The organism is Kitasatospora sp. NPDC097605 (genome assembly GCF_040302725.1).
In the GTDB taxonomy this organism is placed as follows: domain Bacteria; phylum Actinomycetota; class Actinomycetes; order Streptomycetales; family Streptomycetaceae; genus Kitasatospora.
Map to the genome: position 1 here is coordinate 1 of NZ_JBEOSF010000021.1, position 22,067 is coordinate 22,067.

21 protein-coding genes are annotated in these 22,067 nt (G+C 73.6%); 10 read left to right on the top strand and 11 right to left on the bottom strand.

From position 1 onward, the window contains the following. Nucleotides 1–80: 80 nt before the first annotated feature. The 5 genes from ABTX81_RS23360 to ABTX81_RS23380 all read right to left on the bottom strand — a co-directional run bounded on the left by ABTX81_RS23360 (nt 81) and on the right by ABTX81_RS23380 (nt 6,309). On the bottom strand, nt 81–1,805 hold the full coding sequence (locus tag ABTX81_RS23360; RefSeq protein WP_350548784.1) for a DUF2079 domain-containing protein: 1,725 nt from the start codon (nt 1,803–1,805) through the stop codon (nt 81–83). An 88-nt stretch (nt 1,806–1,893) separates the two neighbouring features. Then, nucleotides 1,894–3,315 carry a DUF2079 domain-containing protein gene (locus ABTX81_RS23365; protein WP_350548786.1) on the bottom strand — a complete coding sequence of 474 codons (1,422 nt, stop codon included), beginning with the start codon at nt 3,313–3,315 and terminating at the stop codon, nt 1,894–1,896. A 321-nt stretch (nt 3,316–3,636) separates the two neighbouring features. Next, a complete protein-coding gene (locus tag ABTX81_RS23370) occupies nt 3,637–4,092 on the bottom strand; it encodes an RICIN domain-containing protein (protein ID WP_350548788.1) in 456 nt (151 codons plus the stop codon). Nucleotides 4,093–4,511: 419 nt separating this feature from the next. Continuing rightward, nucleotides 4,512–5,900, bottom strand: a complete 1,389-nt coding sequence (locus ABTX81_RS23375; RefSeq protein WP_350548790.1) for an NADP-dependent succinic semialdehyde dehydrogenase — start codon at nt 5,898–5,900, stop codon at nt 4,512–4,514. Between the two features lie 127 nt (nt 5,901–6,027). After that, on the bottom strand, nt 6,028–6,309 hold the full coding sequence (locus ABTX81_RS23380; RefSeq protein ID WP_350548792.1) for a DUF6158 family protein: 282 nt from the start codon (nt 6,307–6,309) through the stop codon (nt 6,028–6,030). A 161-nt stretch (nt 6,310–6,470) separates the two neighbouring features. Here ABTX81_RS23380 and ABTX81_RS23385 point away from each other — a divergent pair, with 161 nt between their 5' ends. The 3 genes from ABTX81_RS23385 to ABTX81_RS23395 are packed head-to-tail and all read left to right on the top strand — an operon-like array spanning nt 6,471 to nt 9,399. Beyond that, nucleotides 6,471–7,067 carry an ArsR/SmtB family transcription factor gene (locus ABTX81_RS23385; protein ID WP_350548794.1) on the top strand — a complete coding sequence of 199 codons (597 nt, stop codon included), beginning with the start codon at nt 6,471–6,473 and terminating at the stop codon, nt 7,065–7,067. Further along, nucleotides 7,064–8,344, top strand: coding sequence for an MFS transporter (locus ABTX81_RS23390; RefSeq protein ID WP_350548796.1), 1,281 nt, complete (start codon nt 7,064–7,066; stop codon nt 8,342–8,344). Before ABTX81_RS23385 ends, ABTX81_RS23390 begins: the two co-directional genes overlap by 4 nt. Before the next feature lie 44 nt (nt 8,345–8,388). After that, nucleotides 8,389–9,399, top strand: coding sequence for an adenosine deaminase (locus ABTX81_RS23395; protein ID WP_350548798.1), 1,011 nt, complete (start codon nt 8,389–8,391; stop codon nt 9,397–9,399). Here ABTX81_RS23395 and ABTX81_RS23400 read toward each other — a convergent pair. From ABTX81_RS23400 to ABTX81_RS23420, 5 genes are all read right to left on the bottom strand, one after another. After that, the gene (locus tag ABTX81_RS23400) at nt 9,363–9,941 is read right to left on the bottom strand and encodes a dihydrofolate reductase family protein (RefSeq protein WP_350548800.1); all 579 of its coding nucleotides are present in this window, start codon (nt 9,939–9,941) and stop codon (nt 9,363–9,365) included. The genes ABTX81_RS23395 and ABTX81_RS23400 overlap by 37 nt on opposite strands. 67 nt (nt 9,942–10,008) lie before the next feature. Further along, the gene (locus tag ABTX81_RS23405; protein ID WP_350548802.1) at nt 10,009–10,623 is read right to left on the bottom strand and encodes a vitamin K epoxide reductase family protein; all 615 of its coding nucleotides are present in this window, start codon (nt 10,621–10,623) and stop codon (nt 10,009–10,011) included. Continuing rightward, nucleotides 10,620–11,465 (bottom strand): DsbA family protein, encoded by an 846-nt coding sequence (locus tag ABTX81_RS23410; protein WP_350548804.1) that lies wholly within the window; start codon nt 11,463–11,465, stop codon nt 10,620–10,622. The genes ABTX81_RS23405 and ABTX81_RS23410 overlap by 4 nt, the downstream gene beginning before the upstream one ends. Nucleotides 11,466–11,546: 81 nt before the next feature. Then, on the bottom strand, nt 11,547–12,206 hold the full coding sequence (locus ABTX81_RS23415) for a hypothetical protein (protein WP_350548806.1): 660 nt from the start codon (nt 12,204–12,206) through the stop codon (nt 11,547–11,549). A gap of 87 nt (nt 12,207–12,293) precedes the next feature. Beyond that, a complete protein-coding gene (locus tag ABTX81_RS23420) occupies nt 12,294–12,791 on the bottom strand; it encodes an SRPBCC family protein (protein WP_350548808.1) in 498 nt (165 codons plus the stop codon). Nucleotides 12,792–12,905: 114 nt separating this feature from the next. Here ABTX81_RS23420 and ABTX81_RS23425 point away from each other — a divergent pair, with 114 nt between their 5' ends. Then, nucleotides 12,906–13,775 carry an Fpg/Nei family DNA glycosylase gene (locus ABTX81_RS23425; RefSeq protein ID WP_350548810.1) on the top strand — a complete coding sequence of 290 codons (870 nt, stop codon included), beginning with the start codon at nt 12,906–12,908 and terminating at the stop codon, nt 13,773–13,775. Between the two features lie 90 nt (nt 13,776–13,865). Here the strand turns inward: ABTX81_RS23425 and ABTX81_RS23430 are convergent, their stop codons facing one another. Then, nucleotides 13,866–14,720 carry an SAM-dependent methyltransferase gene (locus tag ABTX81_RS23430; RefSeq protein WP_350548812.1) on the bottom strand — a complete coding sequence of 285 codons (855 nt, stop codon included), beginning with the start codon at nt 14,718–14,720 and terminating at the stop codon, nt 13,866–13,868. A gap of 174 nt (nt 14,721–14,894) precedes the next feature. On the opposite strand from ABTX81_RS23430, the gene ABTX81_RS23435 reads away from it, so the two are divergent. The 6 genes from ABTX81_RS23435 (at nt 14,895) to ABTX81_RS23460 (ending at nt 22,059) form a co-directional block, all read left to right on the top strand. Further along, a complete protein-coding gene (locus ABTX81_RS23435; RefSeq protein WP_350548814.1) occupies nt 14,895–15,842 on the top strand; it encodes a polysaccharide deacetylase family protein in 948 nt (315 codons plus the stop codon). A gap of 153 nt (nt 15,843–15,995) precedes the next feature. Continuing rightward, nucleotides 15,996–16,322 (top strand): hypothetical protein, encoded by a 327-nt coding sequence (locus ABTX81_RS23440; protein ID WP_350548816.1) that lies wholly within the window; start codon nt 15,996–15,998, stop codon nt 16,320–16,322. Nucleotides 16,323–16,521: 199 nt separating this feature from the next. Next, nucleotides 16,522–18,207 (top strand): beta-N-acetylhexosaminidase, encoded by a 1,686-nt coding sequence (locus ABTX81_RS23445; protein ID WP_350548818.1) that lies wholly within the window; start codon nt 16,522–16,524, stop codon nt 18,205–18,207. Between the two features lie 82 nt (nt 18,208–18,289). Further along, complete coding sequence (locus tag ABTX81_RS23450) at nt 18,290–19,366, top strand: class I SAM-dependent methyltransferase (protein ID WP_350548820.1); 1,077 nt, start codon at nt 18,290–18,292, stop codon at nt 19,364–19,366. Nucleotides 19,367–19,456: 90 nt separating this feature from the next. Next, nucleotides 19,457–20,329, top strand: coding sequence for a sulfurtransferase (locus ABTX81_RS23455; protein WP_350548822.1), 873 nt, complete (start codon nt 19,457–19,459; stop codon nt 20,327–20,329). A gap of 194 nt (nt 20,330–20,523) precedes the next feature. Beyond that, on the top strand, nt 20,524–22,059 hold the full coding sequence (locus ABTX81_RS23460) for a M1 family metallopeptidase (protein ID WP_350548824.1): 1,536 nt from the start codon (nt 20,524–20,526) through the stop codon (nt 22,057–22,059). The last annotated feature ends 8 nt before the right edge of the window (nt 22,060–22,067 follow it).

Here is a 22,067-nt window from a genome sequence, read left to right on the forward strand (position 1 = left end):
GCCTGGATGGTCATGGGCGTCCCTTGAGGGGGGAGGACGGAGCCCCGGCCCGCGCGCGGGCCGGGGACACCACGGCGTCCTCAGCCCCGGAACAGGTTGTGGCCGACGTCCGAGGGGACGATCTCCTTCACCGGTGTGCTGTCGTCGTCGGGGACCCGGGCGCCGGGCACCGGCTCGTCGCTCTCGCGGTGCAGCAGCACCACCCCGTCCTCGGCCCAGATCTGCCGGTAACCGTGGGCGAGCAGCAGCTCGATCCGCTCGGCCTGCTCCGCCGCGCGCTGGAACGGGAAGGTCCGGGTGTCGGAGCGGATCAGCACGTAGTCGCGCCCGCGCGGTGTGGCGTCCACCAGGACGACGTCGGTGCGGCCGACCAGCCGGGGCACCACCTGGTTGTCGGCCTCGACCAGCGCGCCGTCCGGGATCCGCTCGGCCCCGCGGACCAGGGCGGCGTTGCTCGCCGAGGGGCGCCAGAAGGCCGGTGTCAGCACGCTGATGCCGCCCAGCAGCAGGCTGCACACCAGCGAGCCCGCCACCACCACCGTGCCCAGGCCGTATGCGGCGCGCCGGTGCGTCCCGCCCCGGGCGTACAGCCGGCCGAGCACCTCCAGGACGGCGGTGAGCAGCACCGGCCAGAGGAGGGCGTCGTAGTGGTGGGCGATCGACCAGTGGTTGGGGTTGTCGGAGAGCACCCGTTCGGCCAGCAGCGGCAGCAGGCAGAGCGTGGTCGCGGAGCGCAGCGGGAGCAGCAGCAGGGTGCCGAAGAGCCAGAGCAGCAGCAGCGGCTTGACGGTGGCGTCGGTGGCGACCCGGAGGAGCAGCAGCGGGTCGCCGACCAGGTTGGCGAACGCGCTCCCGGCGTCCGGGCCGATCGGGCCGTAGACCCAGTAGTAGTCCGGCCGGCCGCCCATCGCGGGGATCAGCCGGACGATGGCGAGCGCCGAGGCCAGCGGGCCGCCGACGAGCAGGCCGGCGCCCCAGGCGAGGGCGCGCCGGTCCCCGGCGCGCTCGCCCCGCCGGTCGCCGCGCGGGCGGTTGCGCCAGAGCAGGACGAGGCCGTAGACGCCGACCAGCAGGCCGAGGTCCTCCTTGGTGGCGCAGAGCAGGGCGGCGGCGAGGGCGGCGGTGCCGTAGCGGCGGGCGAGGCCGCGTTCGAGCATCAGCAGGGTGAGCGGGACGGCGAAGGCGACCTCGTGGAAGCCGCCGCGGCCGGCGGCCAGCAGCGGCCAGCCGAGGCCGTAGACCAGGCCGGCCAGGTCGGCGATCCGGCCGACGGTCCGGGGGTGCGCGGCCTCGGCGGTGTCGTCGGTGTCGGTGTCGTCGCCGTCGGCGCTGCCGTCGGTGCCGCTGCCGGCCGGCCGGGTGAAGCAGTGGACCGCGATCCGGCGGATCAGCGGGACACCGGCGGCGAGCAGCAGCGCCTGGCCGAGGATCAGCGTGCGCGGGTCCTCCCAGATCCAGTACAGCGGGGCGAGCGCGGCCAGGATCGGCGAGAAGTGGTCGCCCAGCAGCGAGAAGCCGGGCGGGAACTCGTGGTGGTAGCTCTTGACCGGGGAGATCGGCAGGCCCCCGTGCGCGTATCCGGCCACACCCTGATGGAAGATGCCGAGGTCGAACCCGCCGAGCAGGACCGCCGACCACTGCTGCAGCCCGCAGGCCGCGGTCACCGCGAAGCAGAGCAGGGTCAGGACGGCGGTCCGGCGTCCGGCGAGCGGGCCCGCGCCGCCGGGCGTGGACGGGCGGGTGACGCGCGGCAGCAGCGGACGGTTCGCACGGGTGGACGGGCTGAGCCCGGTTTCGACTGGCACGGGATCCCTGAAGTGGTCGGAGACGGGGGCTGGTTCGGGGCGGGCGGCCCGGGCCGGGCGGTGCGCGCCCGGCGGCCGGGGCGACGGGTCAGCCGGCCCCGGGCGTGCCGGGCGGGGGCGGGTCGGCCGCCGGCACGGCCTCGGCGCCGGGCGTGCGCCGCAGCAGGGTGATGCCGTGGTCGCTGCGGATCACGTGGTAGCCGCTCTGCTTGACGGTGGCGACCTCCCGCCGCTCCCGGTCGGGCGACATCGGCCAGCCCATCGGCTGGTCCTCGTCGACCACGATCCACTCGGCGGTGGACCACTTCTGCGGCCAGCCGAACACGATGACCTCGCAGCGGTTGGTCAGCTGCGGCACCAGCCGGTTGGAGGCGGCGATCCGGGCGTCGTCCGGGACGGCGGCCAGCACCGACCGGGCGGCCTCGACCCGGGCCGGGGTGCGCCACAGGTCGAGGGTGAACAGCTGGCTGAACGCGAAGCCCGGCAGCAGCGCCAGGGTGACCACCGCGCTGACCGGCAGCGCGGCCCGGGCGATCCACCGGGGCAGGACGCCGTCCCGCTCGCGGGCCTTCACCAGCACGTCCACGAAGGCGGCGAAGACGATCGGCATCAGCACCGCGCTGTAGTGGTAGTTGGTGCCCCAGTAGGCCGGGTTGTTGGAGAGCAGCCGCCAGCCGAGGGTGGGCAGCGCGACGAGCATCAGCGGCGAGCGGGCGGCCAGCAGCGCGGTGGGCGCGAGCAGCAGCAGGACGGTGGTGACCTTCTCGCCGGGGGTGACCAGGTCGAGCGGCAGGGTGAGCAGGTTCCGCCCGCCCGAGCCGCCGCTCAGGTTGTCCCAGTACGCGAAGCTGCCCCCGGGGCTCATCGCCGGGAGCAGCACCAGGAGTTCGAGCAGCGAGGCACCGATGCCGAACACCACGGTGGCCGCGCCGATCCGGCGGTCGCCGCGCCACAGGAGGTAGCCGCCGACGGCGGCCACGGTGATGCCGAGGTCCTCCTTGACCAGCACCAGCGGCGCGGCCCAGAGGGCGGCGGCGAGCCAGCGCCGCTCGCCGAGCGCGGTGACCGAGAAGGCGATCAGCGGGACCGCGAAGGTGATCTCGTGGAAGTCGAAGCCGAGTGCCGAGGCGAGTCCCCAGGAGAGTCCGTAGCCGAAGCCGGCGACCAGCGCGGTGGCCGGTCCCGCGGCGCGCAGCGCCCAGCGGCAGATCGGTACGGCGGCGACGGCCACCAGCGCGGACTGGGCCAGCAGCAGCGTCTTCGCCGAGGGCCAGATCCAGTACAGCGGCGCGAGGGCGGCGAGGGCGGGCGAGAAGTGGTCGCCCAGCAGGTTGAAGCCGGGGCCCTTGAGTTCGACGATCGGCCCGCGGCCGTCGGCGTAGCCGCGCACGCCCTGTTCGAAGATTCCGAGGTCATACCCGCTGGTGAGCAGGAGTTCATGGCGGCGGACGGTGAAGAACGCGTAGACCAGGAACAGCGTGAGCGCGACCGCCCAGGGGATGAACCGCACCCGCCGGTCGGCAGGGGATAACGCGGTTGACGATTCGTCACCCTCCGACCTGCGCTGGAGTGCTGATGTGAGTGTACTAATTGTCACTGAACATCCCCGTCGTTCCGGGTGCGAGTGGTCGTGCGGCCGATTCTGCTCGGCGGTCCGGGGCGGCGGGCCGGTTCGGCCGTGGGCGAACGCCACCGGGTGCGAGGGCCCCGGGCGGGCACCGTAGCATGGGGAAGCCCTCCCCGGCGATTGAGGCGCCGGGGAGGGCAAACCCTGAATGACGAAAGGGCGGTTCAGGGTTGACGAACAGTCATCCCACGGACTGACGGAGGGTCAGCGCCACTGCTGGTACGAGCCGCCGTTGCCGCCCAGCGTGTAGACGTCGCCGTTGCCGTTGCTGTCCAGGTAGAGGCCGGTGGCCACGTTCTGGTAGGTGTAGCCGTAGCTGGCGCGCCGCTTGACCCACTTCTGGTAGCTGCCGCCGTTGCAGCTCAGGGTGTAGACGTTCCCGTTGCCGTTGGAGTCGAGGCAGAAGCCGGTGGCCTTGTTCTGCAGGGTGAAGGTGGAGCCGCCCAGGTCGTTGGCGTACCAACGCTGGTACGAGCCGCCGTTGCCGGGGAGGGTGTAGACGTTGCCGTTGCCGTTGCTGTCGAGGTAGCGGCTGGTGGCGACGTTCTGGAGGGTGATCTCGCTGGCGGCGCTCGCCGGGCCGGCGGCCAGGACGGTCATGCCGCCGGCCAGCACGGCCGCCGAGGAGACGAGGGCAGCGGCGCGCTTGAGGGACTTCATCGCGTTTCCTTCCCGTGGTGACCGACGCTTCGGTCGGATCGCCACCGAACGTATCCGGAAATGCGACTCCGGCGGGCTTCTTTCGTACGGGATATATCGGCGTTCGGCCATGTGAAATGAAGCAGCTCAGCTTTTATGCATATGAGCCGAAGAATTCACTCCGGTTTGTCAACGAAGGGATTTCTGTGGAGGGCGTGTCCGGGCGCTGTGAAGGGCGGCGCTTTCCGGCGGGCGTGTCGGCATCGCGGTAAGCGGACAAAGCGGATTAATCAACTGTCCGGAAACTTGGCCGGATCCGGCCGGGGCGCTCGGCCCCGGCCGGGGGCGCGAGGGGCGCGTTCGACGCGTTCAAGGCGTCCCGGGCTAACGTGTCCCGGGCGAACCCGTCCCGTACGAACCCGGGGGAATCCCGTGCGGCCCTAGGCGACCCACACCGTGGTGATGTTGCAGAACTCCCGGATGCCGTGCCCGGACAGTTCGCGGCCGAAGCCGGAGCGCTTGACGCCGCCGAACGGCAGCGCCGGGTGCGAGGCCGTCATCCCGTTGAAGAACACCCCGCCCGCCTGGATGTCCCGCACGAAGCGGTCCTGCTCCGCCGGGTCCTCCGTCCAGACGTTCGAGCTGAGGCCGAACGGGGTGTCGTTGGCCAGCGCGACCGCCTCGTCCAGGTCGGCCGCCCGGTAGACGGTCGCCACCGGGCCGAAGGTCTCCTCGTGGTGGATCCGCATCTGCGGCGTGATGCCGCTCAGCACGGTCGGCTCGTAGAACCACCCGCCGTCCAGCCCCTGCGGCCGCCGGCCGCCGCACTCCACCCGGGCCCCGCGCTCGCGCGCGTCGTCCACCAGTTCGGCCAGGTCGTCCCGCCCCTGCCGGCTGGCCAGCGGGCCGACCTGGGTGGCCTCGTCCATCGGGTCGCCGATCCGCAGCCCCCGCATCGCCTCGGCGAACGCCGCGGTGAAGCGGTCGTAGACGTCGGTGTGCACGATGAACCGCTTGGCCGCGATGCAGGACTGCCCGTTGTTCTGCGCCCGGGCCGTGACGGCGGTGGCGACGGCGGCGTCCAGGTCGGCGCTCGGCAGGACGACGAACGGGTCGCTGCCACCCAGTTCCAGGACCGCCTTCTTCACCACGTCGGCCGCCGTGGCCGCGACCGCCCGCCCGGCCGGCTCGCTGCCGGTGAGCGTCACGGCGGCCACCCGGGGGTCGCGGATCACCCCCTCGACCGCGCCCGAGCCGATCAGCAGGGTCTGGAAGCAGCCCTCCGGGAAGCCGGCCCGCTGGAACAGCTCCTCCAGCGCCACCGCGGTGCGCGGCACATTGGACGCGTGCTTGAGCAGACCGACGTTGCCGGCCATCAGCGCCGGCGCCGCGAACCGCACCACCTGCCAGAACGGGAAGTTCCAGGGCATCACCGCCAGGATCACGCCCAGCGGCCGGTACCGCACATACGCGCGGGCCGCCCCGGAGTCGGCGACATCGGCCGGCTCGGGGTGCTCGTCGGCGAGCAGCGCCTCGGCGTTCTCGGCGTACCAGCGCATCGCCTTGGCGCACTTGGCGGCCTCGGCGCGGGCGGCGGCGAGCGGCTTGCCCATCTCCTCGGTCATCGTCCGGGCGACCGTCTCGCGCTCCTGGTCGAGGAGGTCGGCGGCGCGGCGGAGCAGGCCGGCGCGCTGGGCGTAGGACGTGGTGCGGTAGGTCCGGAAGGCCGCCTCGGCGCGGGCCAGCCGCTGTTCGAGGCCGGCCGCGTCCAGCGGTTCGAAGGTCTCCAGGGTCTCGCCGGTCGCGGGGTTCACGCTTGCGATGGGCATCGGGGCCCTCCCAGGGGGTGCGCGGAGTACGGATGTCGGTCCTTCCACCCTCGCCCACCGCCCGCGCCGGGGCACGCCACCACCGCCCGGCGTGTCCCGCCGGGCGGCGGCGGGGGCCGAGGGGGGACTAATCGGGCAGCGCCTCGGCCCGGGCCGAGGCCTCGCGGGCGCGTGCGCCGGCCCTGGTCCGGCCGGCGATGACCAGGCGGTTGGGGAAGCGGTGCAGGTACTCCGCCTCCAGCTGCCCGGTCCGCAGGGTGTGCCGCTTCAGGGCCTCCTCGGAGCCGTACAGGAAGGTCTCGTGCCTGGTCCGGTGCAGCTGCTCCAGCTCGTGCACCAGGGTGTCGTTGTCCAGGGCGTGCGGGGAGATGCCCTCGGGCCTGGTGTGCGGGGCTTCGGGGTGCCGCATGGCCACTCCCTCCTCGGCGGAAACCGGAATCCCCCCGGAAACCCCCCGAGTACCCGTTGCCCGGCGAGCCCCTTCCGTACACCCGTGCGACGGGTGCCGGACGCACAAGAGGTCTCGTACAGGGGCTGTTGCACAAGAGTTCTTGTGGATATCCTCGTGAGATGACCGAACGCACCGAGCCCGTCGCGGACGGCGTGCGGCAGATCGCCGACGCCCGCGTCCTGGCCGCCCTCACCCACCCCGTCCGCCGCCGGCTGCTGGACCTCCTCGCGGTGGACGGCCCCGCCACCGTCGGCCTGCTCGCCGGGCGCACCGGCCAGGCCGTCGGCAGCATCAGCCACCACCTCAAGGTGCTGGCCGGCGCCGACCTGGTCGAGGAGGCGCCCGAGCTGGCCCGCGACCGCCGCGAACGCTGGTGGCGCCCGACCGCCGGCACCCCGCGCTGGCGGCGCGCCGACTTCGCCGCCGACCCGGCCGCCGAGGCCGTCGCCGACGCCGCCGGCTCGCTCCAGCTGGAGCGCCAGGCCGCCCTGGTGCGCGGCTGGTCCGCCGCCCGTCACGATTACCCCGCGCCCTGGCGGGAGGGCTGCGCCGTGGCCACCGAGACCTGGCTGCGGCTCACCCCGGAGGAGGCCCGCGAGCTGGCCGGCGAGCTGGTCGAGCTGCTGGCCCGCTGGGCCGCCCGCCCGGTGCCCGAGGACGGGCGGGAGCGGGAGTCCGTGTTCGCCTTCGCCCACAGCGTCCCGGCCCGGCCGTGACGGACACCGAGCTGCGGGACACGCCCGGGTTAGCCGCCGGCCTCTTCGCCCACCGCGACTTCCGGCTGCTCTGGACGGGCGAGACGGTCAGCCGGCTCGGCTCGGCCGTCACCGCCGTCGCCCTGCCGCTGGTCGCGGTGGTCACGCTGGACGCCGGGCCGCTCGCCGCCGGCCTGCTGAGCGCCGCCGTCTGGCTGCCCTGGGTGCTGGTCGGCCTGCCGGCGGGGGTCTGGATCGGGCGGTGGAGCCGGCGCACCGTGCTCGTCCGGGGCAACCTCGTCTCGGCGGTCGTGTACGCCTCGGTGCCGGCGGCCGCGTGGTCCGGCGTGCTGACCTTCGCCCAGCTGCTGCTGGTCGCCCTGCTCGCGGGCACCTCGGCGGTCTTCCTCGGCGCCGCCCACCAGGCCTACCTGCCGGACCTGCTGCCGCCGGAGCGGCTCACCGAGGGCAACGCCAAGCTCCAGGGCGGCGCCTCGGCCGCCCAGGTCGCCGGGCCCGGGGTGGCGGGGCTGACGGTGCAGGCCTTCGGCGCGGCCGCGGCGCTGCTGGTCGACGCGGTGAGCTTCCTGGCCGCCGCGGGCGCGCTGCTGCTGATCCGCGACCGGCGGGCGGTGGCCGCGGAGCCGGACCCGGCGCCGCTCGGCTGCCGGATCCGCGAGGGGCTGGCCTTCGTCCGCCGCGACCCGTACCTGGGCGCGCTGCTGCGCTACGGGGCCGTCGCCAATTTCGCGCTGGCCGCCTACCAGGCGGTGGCGGTGCTCTTCCTGATCGAGGAGCTCGGCATGGCCCCCTCGGCCGTCGGCTGGCCGGCCGCGGCCGGCGCCCTCGGCGGTGTGGCCGGCGCGATGCTGGCCCGGCCGGTCACCCGGCGCTTCGGCACGGCGCGCGGCGTGCTGCTCGCGCTGCTCGGCATCACCCCCTTCGGCCTGCTGCTGCCGAGCGCCCGGCCCGGGGCGGGCGTGCTGCAGTACTCGGCCGGGCTGGCGGTGATGGTGGGCGGGGTGGTGCTCGCCAACGTGGTGCTCGGCAGCTTCCGGCAGCGCTATGTGCCGTCCCCGCTGCTCAGCCGGGTGGTGGCCACCTCGCTGGCCGCCAACCAGGCCACCATCCCGCTCGGCGCGGTGACCGGCGGCCTGCTGGGGGAGGTGCTCGGTCTGCGGCCGACGATGTGGATCATGGTCTCGCTGCTGGTGGCCGCCGCCGGCCTGCTCGTCGCCTCGCCGCTGCGGCGGGTGCGCGACCTGCCCGATGCGTGGTCGGGGCCGGCGGAATCGTAGGATGACCACTTCGTATCCGCACCGCGATCCCCGGACAGGCACCGATGCCCCTCCCCAAGGCCGAACTGCACCTGCACATCGAAGGCACCCTGGAGCCCGAGCTCGCCTTCGCGCTCGCCGCCCGCAACGGCGTCACCCTGCCGTACGCGGACACCGAGGACCTGCGGCGCGCCTACGCCTTCACCGACCTGCAGTCCTTTCTCGACCTGTACTACGCGCTGATGGCCGTGCTGCGGACCGAGGAGGACTTCGCCGAGCTGGCCGAGGCCTACCTGGCCCGGGCGGCGGCGCAGGGCGTGCGGCACGCGGAGATCTTCTTCGACCCGCAGGCGCACACCGCGCGTGGCGTGCCGCTGGCCGTCGTCGTGGACGGTCTCGGGCGGGCGCTGGACCGCAGCGAGGAGCGGCACGGCATCAGCACCCGGCTGATCATGTGCTTCCTGCGCGACGAGTCCGCCGAGTCCGCGCTGGAGACCTTCGAGGCCGCCCGCCCGTGGTTCGGCGGGCGGATCACCGGTGTCGGCCTGGACTCCGCCGAGGTCGGGAACCCGCCGGCCAAGTTCCGCGAGGTCTACCGGCGCGCCGCCGAGGCCGGCCTGCACCGGGTCGCCCACGCGGGCGAGGAGGGCCCGGCCGCGTACATCACCGAGGCGCTGGACGTGCTCGGCGTCGAGCGGATCGACCACGGGCTGCGCTGCCTGGAGGACCCGGCGCTGGTCGAGCGGCTGGTCCGGGAGCGGATCCCGCTCACCCTCTGCCCGCTCTCCAACGTCCGGCTGCGCTGCGTCGACACCCTCGCCGACCACCCGCTGCCGGCCATCCTGGACGCCGGCCTGCTGGCCACCGTCAACTCCGACGACCCGGCCTACTTCGGTGGCTACGCGGGGGACAACTTCGACGCCCTCGCCGAGGCGCTCGGCCTGGACGACGAGACCCTGCGGCTGCTGGCCGCCAACTCCTTCCAGGCCGCGTTCCTGACGGAGGAGCGCCGCGCCGCCCTGCTGGCCGAGGTCGCCGCCTACGAGTTCGCGCCGCGCGTCGCCGTCCGGGCGTAGCGCAGCAGGACCACGCCGTTGCCGAAGGCGCGGGTGGTCAGCAGTTCGAGGTCCTCGGGCAGGCCGTCCGTGAACAGCGGACGGCCGCGCCCGAGCAGGACCGGGTTGACGAGCAGGTGGTACTCGTCGACCAGGCCGTGGGCGCGCAGGGACGCGGCCAGGCCGGCGCCGCCGAGGGCGAGGTCCCCGGGCGTGGCGGCCTTGAGCGCGGCGACCGCCTCCGGGGTGGCCTCGGGGAGCACGGTGGTGTTCCAGCCGGCCCGGCGCAGGGTGCGGGAGAAGACCGTCTTCGGCGTCTCCCGCCAGATCCGGGCGAACTCGACGATCGTGGCGGGGGCGTCCGGGTCGTCGGCGGCGGTGGGCCAGAAGTCGGCCATCAGCTCGTGGGTGACCCGGCCGGAGACGAAGCCGCCCATCCTGCCCAGCTCCCCGTTGAGGTAGCGGTGCACCTCGTCGTCGACGCGGTGCCAGGAGATGTCCCGGTCCGGTCCTTCGAAGTAGCCGTCCAGCGAGACGGACATGAAAAGAACGATCTTCGACATCGCGGCCTCGCCCGGGATCGCGGGGGCGTCCGCCTCCGGACCTGCGCGGTCCGGAGGCGGACGGGGATCAGATCAGCGTGGACCAGTAGTACCAGAACCGCTTGAGGACCAGCAGCACGATCACGGCGTACCAGAGCGCCGGGACCACCCAGTGGTAGCGCGCCGCCTCCCGCACCACCGGGCGCAGGCCCCGCGGCACCGGGATGATCCCGGAGCGCAGATTGTGCAGCGTGGTGTACCAGAACAGCGGGATCATCGCCGCCCAGACCACCATGCAGTATGGGCAGAGCGCGCCGATCCGGTACAGCGCCTGGTACATCAGCCAGGTCACGAAGCCGATCCCGAACACCGTGCCGGCCTGCAGGCCCAGCCAGAACCAGCGCCGGTACGCGGCGCCCGCCAGCAGCCCGGCGCCGATCGCGACCACCACCGCGAACCCGGCGAGGCCGAGCAGCGAGTTCGGGAAGCCGAAGGCCTCGGCCTGGTCGCTGCGCATGATCGAGCCGCAGCTGATGATCGGATTGATATTGCAGTTGGGGACGTACGACGGGTCCTTGAGCAGCCGGATCTTGTCCAGCGTGAGGACGGCCGAGGCGAACAGTCCCAGCGCGCCGCCGATCACCAGCAGCAGGGCGAACGGGCGGCTCGCGCCGTAGGTGCGGCGCTCGGCGGCGGCGGTCATCCGGTCACCTGCTTGACCATCGCGGTGAACTTCTCCGGCGAGGCGGGCGCGCCGCCGGCGAAGACGTCGAGCTTCTGCCCGTCCAGGCGGACCGTCGGGGTGCCGGTGACGCCGCTCTTGTCGAAGGCCTTGTTCACCTGGTTGGCCCACGGCACGTAGGTGCCGTCCTGGACCGCCTTGACGAAGCCGTCGGTCTTCAGGCCCGGCACCTGGCCGGCCAGGTCGAGCAGGTGGTTGACGTCGGCGAAGGCGTCGTCGCGCTCGTCCGGCTGGTTGGCGTAGAGCACGTCGTGGAACTGCTTGAACTTGTCGACGCCCTCGTTCAGCGCCGCGCCGGCGGCGGCCAGCGCGGTGCGCGAGCCCTTTCCGCCGAGGCCCTGGTCGAGGAAGGTCGCCAGGTGGTACTCGATCTTGTAGCTGCCGGCGTCGGCGAGCTGCTGGATGGTCGGGCCGGTGGTGGTCTCCAGCTGCTCGCAGTAGGGGCAGCGGAAGTCCTCGTAGACCTCCAGGGTGTGCGGGGCGTCGGCCTTGCCGTAGGTGATCACGGTGCCGTCCGCGCCGGTCGCGTTGGCCGGCACCACCACCGGGCCGGAGGCCGCGGCGTCGTCGGAGCCGGAGGAGCCGCCGACGGCGAAGGCCACGCCCGCCACCAGGGCGAGCACGGCGGCGGAGGCGGCGCCGACCACGACGCGGCGGCGGACCCGCGCGGAACGGTCGGCGCGCTCGCGCTCCTCGCGCATCCGCTCGGTGGCGGCCCGGCGGGCGGCCTTGCGGTCGGCGTTCGCGGTGGTCTTCGCGGTGGTCTTCGCGGTCTTCGGGGTCTTCTTGGGGGAGGTGCTCATCGGAAAGTCGTCCTGGTGCTCGTGGAACGGCGTGCGGGCGCGGAAGCGGCACGGCCGGCCGGGGACCTCGCGGAGGTCTGCTCAGCGGGCGTGCGCGAGCACCGGCGGTCCGCGCCGGACGGCGGGGCGCAGCAGGACGGACTCGGCGGGTACCCGGACCCGGCTGGCGCGCGGGAACGGCACCCGGGCCACCGGGCGGGCCGGCAGCGGGGCGACGAGCAGCAGCAGCCGGCGGGCGGCCGCGCCGGGGAAGCGCTGGGCGAAGTCGCCGAGGATCCGCACCGTGCGGGCCAGCGAGCGCAGCGCGGCGTCGGCGCCGCGCAGCCAGGCGGCGGCGGCCAGGGCCAGCGCGCCGTGCAGGAGCAGCAGCGCCACCAGCCCGGCCGGCCGGGAGAGGCCGTGGCCGAGCAGGAAGCCGCCGAGCGAGCCGCCGCCGCAGAGCAGCGGTTCGAGGCCGCGCCCGGTGCCGGGCGGCAGCGAGGGGCAGGTGGACTGGGCGAGGTCGAACAGGGCGCTCAGGCCGAGTTCCAGCGGCAGGAACACCGCCGCGACGGCCCGGTAGCCGCGCTCGCGGCCGGCCAGGGCGAAGGCCACCGCGAAGACGGCGGCGCCGGCCAGGGCCAGCGTGCCGAGCGGCAGCGGACGGCCGGTGACCAGGACCTGGCCGAGCCCCGCGAGCAGCACGAGCAGCGCGGCGAAGATCGCCGCGCGCAGCGTCCTGGGGAGCGGGGCCGTGCTCATGGGACCCGAGTGTGCCACAGCCGGAGGGCTGGACGACGGACCGGGCGGACAGCTGTGAAGATCCTCACCACCGCCTCTGAGCTGCGCTTATATGCCGTTTACGTCCACGATCCCGGGGGTCTGCGCGACCGGCGCGGGCGGGACGGCGGCGGCCGCCACCCGGGCCTCGACCAGTTCCCGGAACAGCGCCAGGTCGGTCCGCACGGCGCGTTCGATGGCCCCGGCCAGTGCGAAGCCGCCCGGTCCGCCGAACACCTCGTGCACTGCCCGCGGGTCGTACTCGACGCGGATCTGCACCCGGGTGTGCGCGCGGTCGAGCGGGCGCAGCGCGAAGGCGCCCTGCAGCGGCAGGCCGTCCAGGGTGCGCCAGGTCATCACCCGGCCGCGCCCCCGGTCGGTGATCTCGGTCTCGACGTCCCGCTCGGTGCCGGCGATCTCCACTTCGAGGTGGGCGAGGTTGCGGCCGTGCGGCTGGGCGTTGCGGACGCCGTCGACGAACCGCGGGTAGTCGTGGACCCGGTGCAGCTGCTCCCAGGCGGCCAGCACCGGTGCTTCGATGTCGATCTGTTCCTCGAGCGTGCTCATGGCGGGGCCGGACCTCCTCGGCTGGCGCGCGGTCCACCCCTCCAGCCTGCGCCGCGGGCCGGTGGACGGCAAAGGCGGCGGGCGGGTCGGGGGCGGCTGAGCGAGACTGGTCGCATGCCGGAACTGCCCGAGGTCGAGGCCCTGACCGCCTATCTCTCCGGACGGCTGACCGGGCGGGTGATCGCCGAGGTCCAGCCGGTGGCGATCAGCGCCCTGAAGACCTACGACCCGCCGGTGACGGCGCTGGCGGGCCGGACGGTCGGCCCGGTGGTGCGGCACGGCAAGTTCCTCGACATCGAGGCCGGCGGGCTGCACCTGGTGGTCCACCTGGCCCGGGCCGGCTGGCTGCGCTGGAAGGAGGGCCTGCCCGCGCTGCCGCCGCGGCCGGGCGGGCGCAACCCGCTGGCGCTGCGGGTACGGCTGGAGGGCCCGGACGCCGACGGCTTCGACCTCACCGAGGCGGGCACCAAGAAGGGGCTCGCGGTGTACGTGGTGCGGGCGGCGACGGACGTCTCCGGGGTGGCCCGGCTCGGCCCGGACCCGCTGGACCCCGGCTTCGACCTGGCGCGCTTCCGGGCGCTGCTGAGCGGTGAGCGGCGTCGGATCAAGGGGGTGCTGCGGGACCAGAGCGTGCTCGCCGGCGTCGGCAACGCCTACTCGGACGAGGTGCTGCACGCGGCGCGGATGTCCCCGTACAAGCTGGCGGCCGAGCTGTCGGACGAGGAGACGGCCCGGCTGTTCGAGGCGCTCGGCACGACGCTGCGCGAGGCGGTGGAGCGCTCGCGCGGGCTGGCGGCGGGGGAGCTGAAGGCGGAGAAGAAGCTGGGCCTGCGGGTGCACGGCCGGACCGGGCAGCCCTGCCCGGTCTGCGGGGACACCGTGCGGGAGGTGTCCTTCGCGGACTCCTCGCTGCAGTACTGCCCGACCTGCCAGACCGGCGGCAAGCCGCTCGCGGACCGGAGGCTCTCCCGGCTGCTGAAGTGAGGCCCGCGGGTTCGCCCGCTCGCGGCTGCGGGCCGGCCCCGCCCGGTGGGGGTGGCGGGGCCGGTGCGGCCGGGGAGCGGGTGTGGTGACTCAGAGCTTGCGGGCGACGCCGCCCCAGTAGTAGGCCGCGTACGGGTCCTCGGGCTGCTCGCCGTCCGGGTGCCAGGCCATCACGGGGGCGACGCCGGGCTCGATCAGCTCCCAGCCGTCGAAGAACCGGGTGACCTCCTCCTTGCTGCGCGGCACCAGGGTCATCCCGGCGGCGCGGGCGGAGGCGGTCACCTGGGAGACGGCGGCCTCGTTGAAGTCCTGGGTGGGGTGGGTGAGCGCGAGGTAGCTGCCGGAGGGCAGCGCGTCGCGCAGCGCGGCGACCTTGCCCCACGGGTCGTCCTCGTCGGCGATCAGCATCAGCACGGCGATCATCAGCAGGCCGACCGGCTGGGAGAGCTCCAGCGTCGAGGTGAGGGCCGGGTCGGCCAGCAGCTCGGCGGGCTTGCCCAGGTCGGCGTGGATGTAGGTGGTGCGGCTGGCCGGGGTGGAGACCATCAGCGCACGGGCGTGGGCCAGCACGATCGGGTCGTTGTCCACGTAGACCACCCGGGTGTTGGGGCTGACCGACTCGGCGATCTCGTGGGTGTTCGGCGAGGTGGGGATGCCGGTGCCGAGGTCGAGGAACTGGCGGATGCCGTAGCGCTCGGCGAGGTGGCGCACGGCGCGCTTCTGGAAGCCGCGGTTCTCCTTGGCCTGCGCCTTCATGGTGGGCACGGCCTGCTCGATGGCCTGGCCCATCGCGCGGTCCGGCGGGAAATTGGTCTTACCGCCCAGCCAGTAGTCGTAGACGCGGGCGGAGTGCGGGGTGCTGGTGTCCACCCCGTACTTCTCCCACTGGCTCAGCTCGGCGTCGTCGTTGTCGGAGCGGTCGGCGAAATCCTGACTTGACGTCATGGCCACGTCCTCTGAAGACAGATCATCACACTGGGAGAGGTCAGAGTAGCGGGCCCGGCGGGAATCCGGTCAGGGGGTGCGCGAACCGGTCGTGACATGGGCCGTTGGGGTGGTGATCAAGCCCGTCGGGGTTGCCGCTGGGAGGCGGGCCGATGAACGGGGGAGACATCCGCCATGCTGTCTGATCGTCAGATTACTTCACGAAGATTGCTGCTGGTCGCGGCGGGGATGTCGCTGCTCGGGCTGGCCGGCTGCGGCCGGGCCGAGGAGGTGGTGCGGGCCGCTCGGGCGGCGGATTCCCCTGGGCCGGATGCCGTGCCGGACGCCCCGTCCGCCACCCCGAGCCCGTCCGCCGCGCCTGCTCCCTCCGCGGCCCCGAGTCCGTCCGCCGCCCCGCCGGCCGCGCCGGCCGCGGACGCGGCGCCGTCCGCCGCCCCGTCGTCCACCGCCGCCTCGGCACCCGTTTCGGCCCCTGCCTCCGCCCCCGCCTCGGCCGCGCCGACGCCCGGGCGGGCGCTGACGGACGGCGAGAGCCGGCCGGTCTACGAGCTGGACGCCGCCCGACGGGTGGTCGCGCTCACCATCGACGACGGTCCCGACCCCCGGCACACCCCGACCGTGCTGGCGCTGCTGGAGCAGTACGGCATCCGGGCCACCTTCTTCCTGATCGGCGAGAACGCCGTCGAGCACGCCGGCCTGGTCCGCGAGATCGCCGCCCGCGGCCACCACATCGCCAACCACACCTGGACCCACCCCGACCTGCGCGGCCTCTCCGAGGGCAAGGTCCGCGACGAACTGGAGCGCACCTCCGACCTGCTGCACCGGACCACCGGCAAGGTGCCGACCTGGTTCCGGGCGCCGGGCGGCGACTGGTCCTCGACGGCCCTGCGGGTGAGCGCCGAACTGGGCATGCGGCCGATGGCCTGGTCGGTCGACCCCCGGGACTGGGCCCGCCCCGGGACCGGTGTGATCACCGACCGGATCCTCAAGGACGTCCGCCCCGGGGCGATCGTGCTCAACCACGACGGCGGCGGGGACCGCTCGCAGACGGTGGCGGCGCTGAAGACCTATCTGCCGGTGCTGATCGACGAGGGCTACCACTTCACCGCCCCGGCGGGGTGAGCAAATGGTCGAACGGAGAAGTCGCGGGAAACGCGCTTAAACCACCCGAAAGGATGGCGCAGCAGAATCGTTTCCCCGTTTTTTGGGCCTCTAGGGTGATCTCGCACCAATTCCCCAGGTACCGCCGTGTACCGCCTGAAAGGGCCACCCGTCATGCGTCTGCGCAACGCTGTGCTCGCCGCCACCAGTGCGATCGTGCTCGTCCTCGCCGTCCCGGTCTCCGCCAACGCCGCCACCGGCGAATTCCGCTACAGGTACGGCGCCGATTACACGGGCGCGCTGATCGACCCGGAGAGCCGCGCCTGCATCGACCTGCCGGAGGCCACCGCCGAGGAGCCGGCGTTCGCGCCGTCGAACCGGACCGGCTCGACCGCCACCGTCTTCCTCGACCCCGGCTGCGCGGGCGACACCTCCTTCACGCTGCGGCCGGGCGGGCGGGCCGGCAACCGGCTGCTGGTCCGCTCGGTGGTCTTCTCCTGAGCCGCCCCGCCCCGGCGCGGTCGATCCGCCCCGGCGCGGCCGGTCCGTTCCGGCGGTCGATCCGCCCCGGCGCCCAGGCGCCGTCCTGCGAAGCGAATTCGTACGAAGCACGGGACAAGTCCGCGATTGGTTGAGACCATTCCGGTGAACCGGCCGTGAACTCCGGCCGGTGGGACGCATGATGACACCGGGAGCGGCCGTGCCGATTCGAACCGCCGGGCTCTCCGCCCGGACCCGCAGAGTGCTGGTCCTCGCCGTCGTCCTGCTGCTCGCCGCCGTCGGCTTCGGGGTGCAGCGGGCGACGGGCGGCGAGGACGCCGGCCCGGGCGGCGGCGCGGACGGGCCCGTCGCCGTTCCCGCCGGCCCGCGCACCGCCGACCGGATCGTCCCGGTGCCGCTCTCCGTCGCCGCCGGCTCCGGCCCCGGCTACCGGCTCACCGAGCGCACCGCCGTGCGGACCGTCCCCGGGACCGAGGCCGTCGAACGGCAGGCCGGGGAGGTGCGGCGGATCGCCGAGCAGCTCGCCGAGGCGCTGCGCCGCCCCACCGGGCTGCCGCTCCCGGTGGCGGCCGACGCGGGCGCGGCGGGCACCGAGGGCATCAGCCTGCTGCTCGACCCCGGGCTGCCCGAGGCGACCGGGACCGAGGGTTACCGGCTCACCGCCGACGCCACCGGCGTGCGGATCACCGCCCGCGCCCCCGAGGGCCTCTTCCGGGGCACCCAGACCCTCCGTCAGCTGCTGCCCCCGCAGATCGAGAGCCCGCGCCCGGTCACCGGCGGCCCGGAGTGGACGGTCGCGCCGGTGACCGTCGAGGACCGCCCGCGCTACGGCTACCGGGGCGCGATGCTGGACGTCGCCCGGCACTTCTTCACCCCGGCCGAGGTCAAGGGGTTCATCGACCGGCTCGCCCTCTACAAGCTCAACCACCTCCATCTGCACCTGAGCGACGACCAGGGCTGGCGGATCGAGATCCCGTCCCGGCCGGCGCTGACCGAGGTCGGCGCGGTCAGCGAGGTCGACGGCACCCCGGGCGGGTTCTACACCGCCGCCGACTACCAGGAGATCGTCCGCTACGCGCAGGAGCGGTACCTGACCGTCGTCCCCGAGGTCGACCTGCCCGGCCACAGCAACGCGATCCTCGCCTCGTACCCCGGGCTGGACTGCACCAGGAGCGCCCGCCCCTGGCCGTACACCGGGATCGAGGTCGGCTTCTCCACGCTCTGCCCGACCGGCGACGAGGTCTTCGCCTTCACCCAGGAGGTGGTCACCGAGGTCGCCCGGCTCACCCCCGGGCCGTACCTGCACCTCGGCGGCGACGAGGTGAAGAAGATGTCCCCGGCCGAGTACGCGCAGTTCGTGCGGCGGGTGAACGACCAGGTGACCGCCGCCGGGAAGACGCCGGTCGGCTGGAACCAGACCGCGCCGGGCGGGGTCGGGGTGCTGCAGTTCTGGGACGGCCGGGGCGGGCGGGACGAGGAGCTGAAGGAGGCCGCCGAGCGCGGCGCCAAGGTGATCATGTCCCCCTCCGGCCGCAGCTACCTGGACATGAAGTACGAGGCCGGCTACCCGCTCGGGCTGGTCTGGGCCGGCACCATCGACGTCTGGACCGCCTATTCCTGGGACCCGGACACCCTGTTGCCGCTGCCTGCCGGCTCGGTGCTCGGCGTCGAGGCGCCGCTGTGGACCGAGACGCTGGACACCCCGGAGGAGCTCGACGTCATGCTGTTGCCCCGGCTGCCCGCGCTCGCCGAACTGGGCTGGTCGTCCAAGGAGAGCCACTCCTGGGACCGGTTCAAGAGCCGCCTCGCCGAGGAGGGCGCCCGCTGGGAGGCCGCGGGGTACCGCTACGAGAAGCGGCGCGAGGTGCCCTGGCCCGCGCCGTGACCGGGGTGGGGGATCGTCCATCGGCGGCGTAGCGTGACCAGGGGAGGGTTCGCGCAGATCCCGAGACGGCGCAGGAGGAACGATGTCCGAACGGGAAACGGACCCGGCGGAGCAGGAGGAGTTCGCGGGTCGTGTGCTGCAGGTGCTCAATGACGCCTGCCTGGGATTGATGGCCAGTGTCGGCCACCGGACCGGCCTCTTCGACACCATGGCCGGCCTCGTACCTTCGACCAGCGAGGAGGTCGCCCGGGCCGCCGGGCTGGACGAGCGCTACGTCCGCGAGTGGCTGGGCGCCATGGTGGTCGGCGGGTTCGTCGAGTACGAGCCGCAGGGGCGCACCTACCGGCTGCCGCCCGAGCACGCGGCGTCACTGACCAGGGACGCCGGGCCGGACAACCTGGCCGGGATGATGCAGTACCTGTCGCTGATGGGCGAGGTCGAGGAGCGGATCGTCGAGGCGTTCCGCAAGGGCGGCGGACTGCCCTACTCCGCCTACCCGCGCTTCCAGGCGTTGCAGGGCGAGGAGACCGCCGCCATGTACGACGCGGCGCTGGTGGACGTCGTCGTGCCGCTGGTGCCGGGGCTCACCGAGCGGCTGCGGGAGGGCATCGACGCGGTCGACATCGGCACCGGGCAGGGCCACGCCGTCAACGTGCTGGCCAAGGCCTTCCCGGCCAGCCGGTTCACCGGCGTGGACATCTCCGAGCAGGGCATCGGCGCGGCCAAGGCGGAGGCCGCCGCGCACGGCCTGGACAACACCCGCTTCGAGCTCGCCGACTCGGCCGGCCTCACCGGCTCCTACGACCTGGTCACCGCGTTCGACGTGATCCACGACCTGGCCCGGCCGGACCGCACCCTGCGGGCCGTCGCGGCCGTGCTGCGGCCCGGCGGGGCCTTCCTGATGGGCGACATCGCGGCCAGCAGCCGGCTGGAGGAGAACATCGACCACCCGCTCGCCCCGGCGCTGTACACCTTCTCGACCTTCTACTGCATGACGGTCTCGCTCGGTGAGGGCGGCGCCGGGCTCGGCACCGTCTGGGGCGAGCAGACCGCCCGGCGGATGCTGGCCGAGGCGGGCTTCGGCTCGGTGGACGTCCGGCGGATCGAGGGCGATCCGCTGAACCAGTACTACGTGGCCCACCTCGACACGGCGGCGTAGCGGGCGTTCCGGGGGCCGGGCGGGCCGGGTGGCCGTGGCGGGGGGTGCGGACGTAGGTTCGAAGAGTCCCCGTGTGAAGGGAGGGCGGCCATGACCGGCAACGGCTACGCACACCCCGAGGCACTGGTCGGCACGGAGTGGCTGGCCCACCACCTGGACGACGGTACGCTCCGGGTCATCGAGGTGGACGAGGACACCGAGGCCTACGCCCGCGGTCACCTGCCCGGCGCGATCGCCTGGGACTGGACCACCGACCTGCACAGCCCGGTCGGCCGCGACTACGCCGACCGCGCGGGCGTCGAGCACCTGCTGCGCGCCGCCGGGGTCGAGGACGACACCACCGTGGTGCTCTACGGCGGCAACGACAACTGGTTCGCCGCCTACGCCTACTGGCTGCTGCGGCTGCGCGGCTACGGCCCGGTGCGGCTGCTCGACGGCGGGCGCAAGAAGTGGGAGCTGGAGGGGCGCGAGCTGACCGAGGAGGTCATGGACTACCAGCACAGCCCCTTCCGGCTCACCGGGCCGGAGCACCCGGAGGTGCGGGCGCTGCGGGACGAGGTGCTGGCCAAGGCGGAGGTCTTCGCCAAGCCGGGGTCGGACGCGGTGCTGGTGGACGTGCGCTCGCCCGCCGAGTACCGGGGCGAGGCGCTGGCCCCGCCGCACCTGCCGCAGGAGCAGGCGCAGGTGCCCGGCCACATCCCCGGCGCGGTGAACATCCCCTGGTCACGGGCGGCCAACGAGGACGGCACCTTCCGCTCGGCGGAGGAGCTGCGGGCGCTGTACGGCGGGGAGGGCGTCCAGCCGGAGCGCGAGGTGATCGCCTACTGCCGGATCGGCGAGCGCTCGGCGCACACCTGGTTCGCGCTGACCGAGCTGCTCGGCTACCCGCACGTCAAGAACTACGACGGCTCGTGGACCGAGTACGGCTCGCTGGTGCGGGCCCCGGTCGCCCTGGGGTCCTAGGCCGTACGGCATAGGAGGGCCATACGGTGTATGACGGGCCGTCGGAAGTTCATGACATGCCGTCAACGATCGGCTGCGCCGGGATGTCCGCCTGTATCTTCTTATGAACATCTCAGAGTTCAGGCGTAGGGCAGGGGCCGTCGGGACAAGGATCGATCCGACCCGTTGTCCCAGTGACCCTGTGGAGGACCCCCGTGCGCAAGAGGCTGATCGTCTCTGCCGCTGCCGGCGCGCTCGCCCTGCTGCTCTCCGTCCCCGCCTCCGCCGCCCAGGCCGGCCCGGGCGCGGCGGGCATCGGCGACCCCTACTACCCGAACGCCGGCAACGGCGGCTACGACGTCTCGCACTACGACATCCGGCTGAAGTACCAGCCCGCCACCGATGAGCTGGAGGGCACCACCACCATCCTGGCCACCGCCACCCAGGACCTCACCCGCTTCAACCTCGACTTCGTGCTCCAGGTCAAGGAGGTGCTGGTCAACGGGCGCACCGCCAGGTTCGCCGGCACCGGTGAGCAGGAACTGGAGGTCACCCCGGCCCGGACGATCGCCAAGGGCAGCCCGATCACCGTCGTCGTCCGCTACGCCGACAAGCCCGGCGAGGTCGAGCGCGGCGGCTACTCCGCCTGGCTCCGCACCCCCGACGGCGGCGTGGCCGCCAACGAGCCCGAGGGCTCCGCCTGGTGGTACCCGAGCAACGACCACCCCACCGACAAGGCCACCTTCGACGTCTCGGTGCTGGTGCCGAACGGCACCCAGGTGGTCAGCAACGGAACCCTGACCACCAGTCAGCGCCCGGGCTGGACCCGCTACAACTACCGGCAGACCAAGCCGCAGGCCACCTACCTGGCCACCCTGGCGGTCGGGAAGTTCGACCTCCGCCAGGACACCACCCCGGGCGGGCTGCCCGTCATCACCGCCTACAGCCCCGACCTCGGCGTCAACGCCGGCGCCGCGCAGGCCAGCGTCGAGCGCACCGGCGAGCTGGTCGACTGGCTGAGCACCGTCTTCGGGCCCTACCCGTTCGACACGGTCGGCGGCTACGTGCCCAATGTGCCCACCGGCTACGCGCTGGAGACCCAGGGGCAGATCTTCTACAGCCCCGCCCAGTTCGCCCGCGGCGCCAACACCTCCGTGGTGGTGCACGAGCTGGCCCACCAGTGGTACGGCGACAGCGTCTCGGTGCAGCGCTGGAGCGAGATCTGGCTCAACGAGGGCTTCGCCCGGTACGCGCAGTGGCTCTGGTCGGACCACGAGAACGAGGGCACCACCCAGGAGCTGGCCGACTTCTTCTACGACTACTACCCGGCCGACGACCCGTTCTGGTCGATCAGGCCGGGCGACCCGGGCGCGGACCACCAGTTCGCCGGCGCCGTCTACGACCGGGGCGCGATCGCCATCCAGGCGCTGCGCAACACCGTCGGCGACGAGAAGTTCTTCGCGATCCTCAAGGGCTGGCCGGCCGAGCGCAAGTACGGCAACGCCACCATCCAGCAGTTCCAGGCGTACGCCGAGCGGGTCTCCGGCAAGCCGTTGGGCGAGCTCTTCAACACCTGGCTGTACACCCCGGGGAGGCCGGCGGCGGGCTCGTTCGGCATCGGGGGCGCCCCGGCCGCGGCGAGCCTCGCGCCGGGTGCCGCCGACCCGGGCATCGCCGCCCCTGGTGCGCGGCCGGAGCCGAAGTCCTGGAAGAAGATCCAGGAGACCAACTCGGTTCACGATCACAGGTGATGACCGAG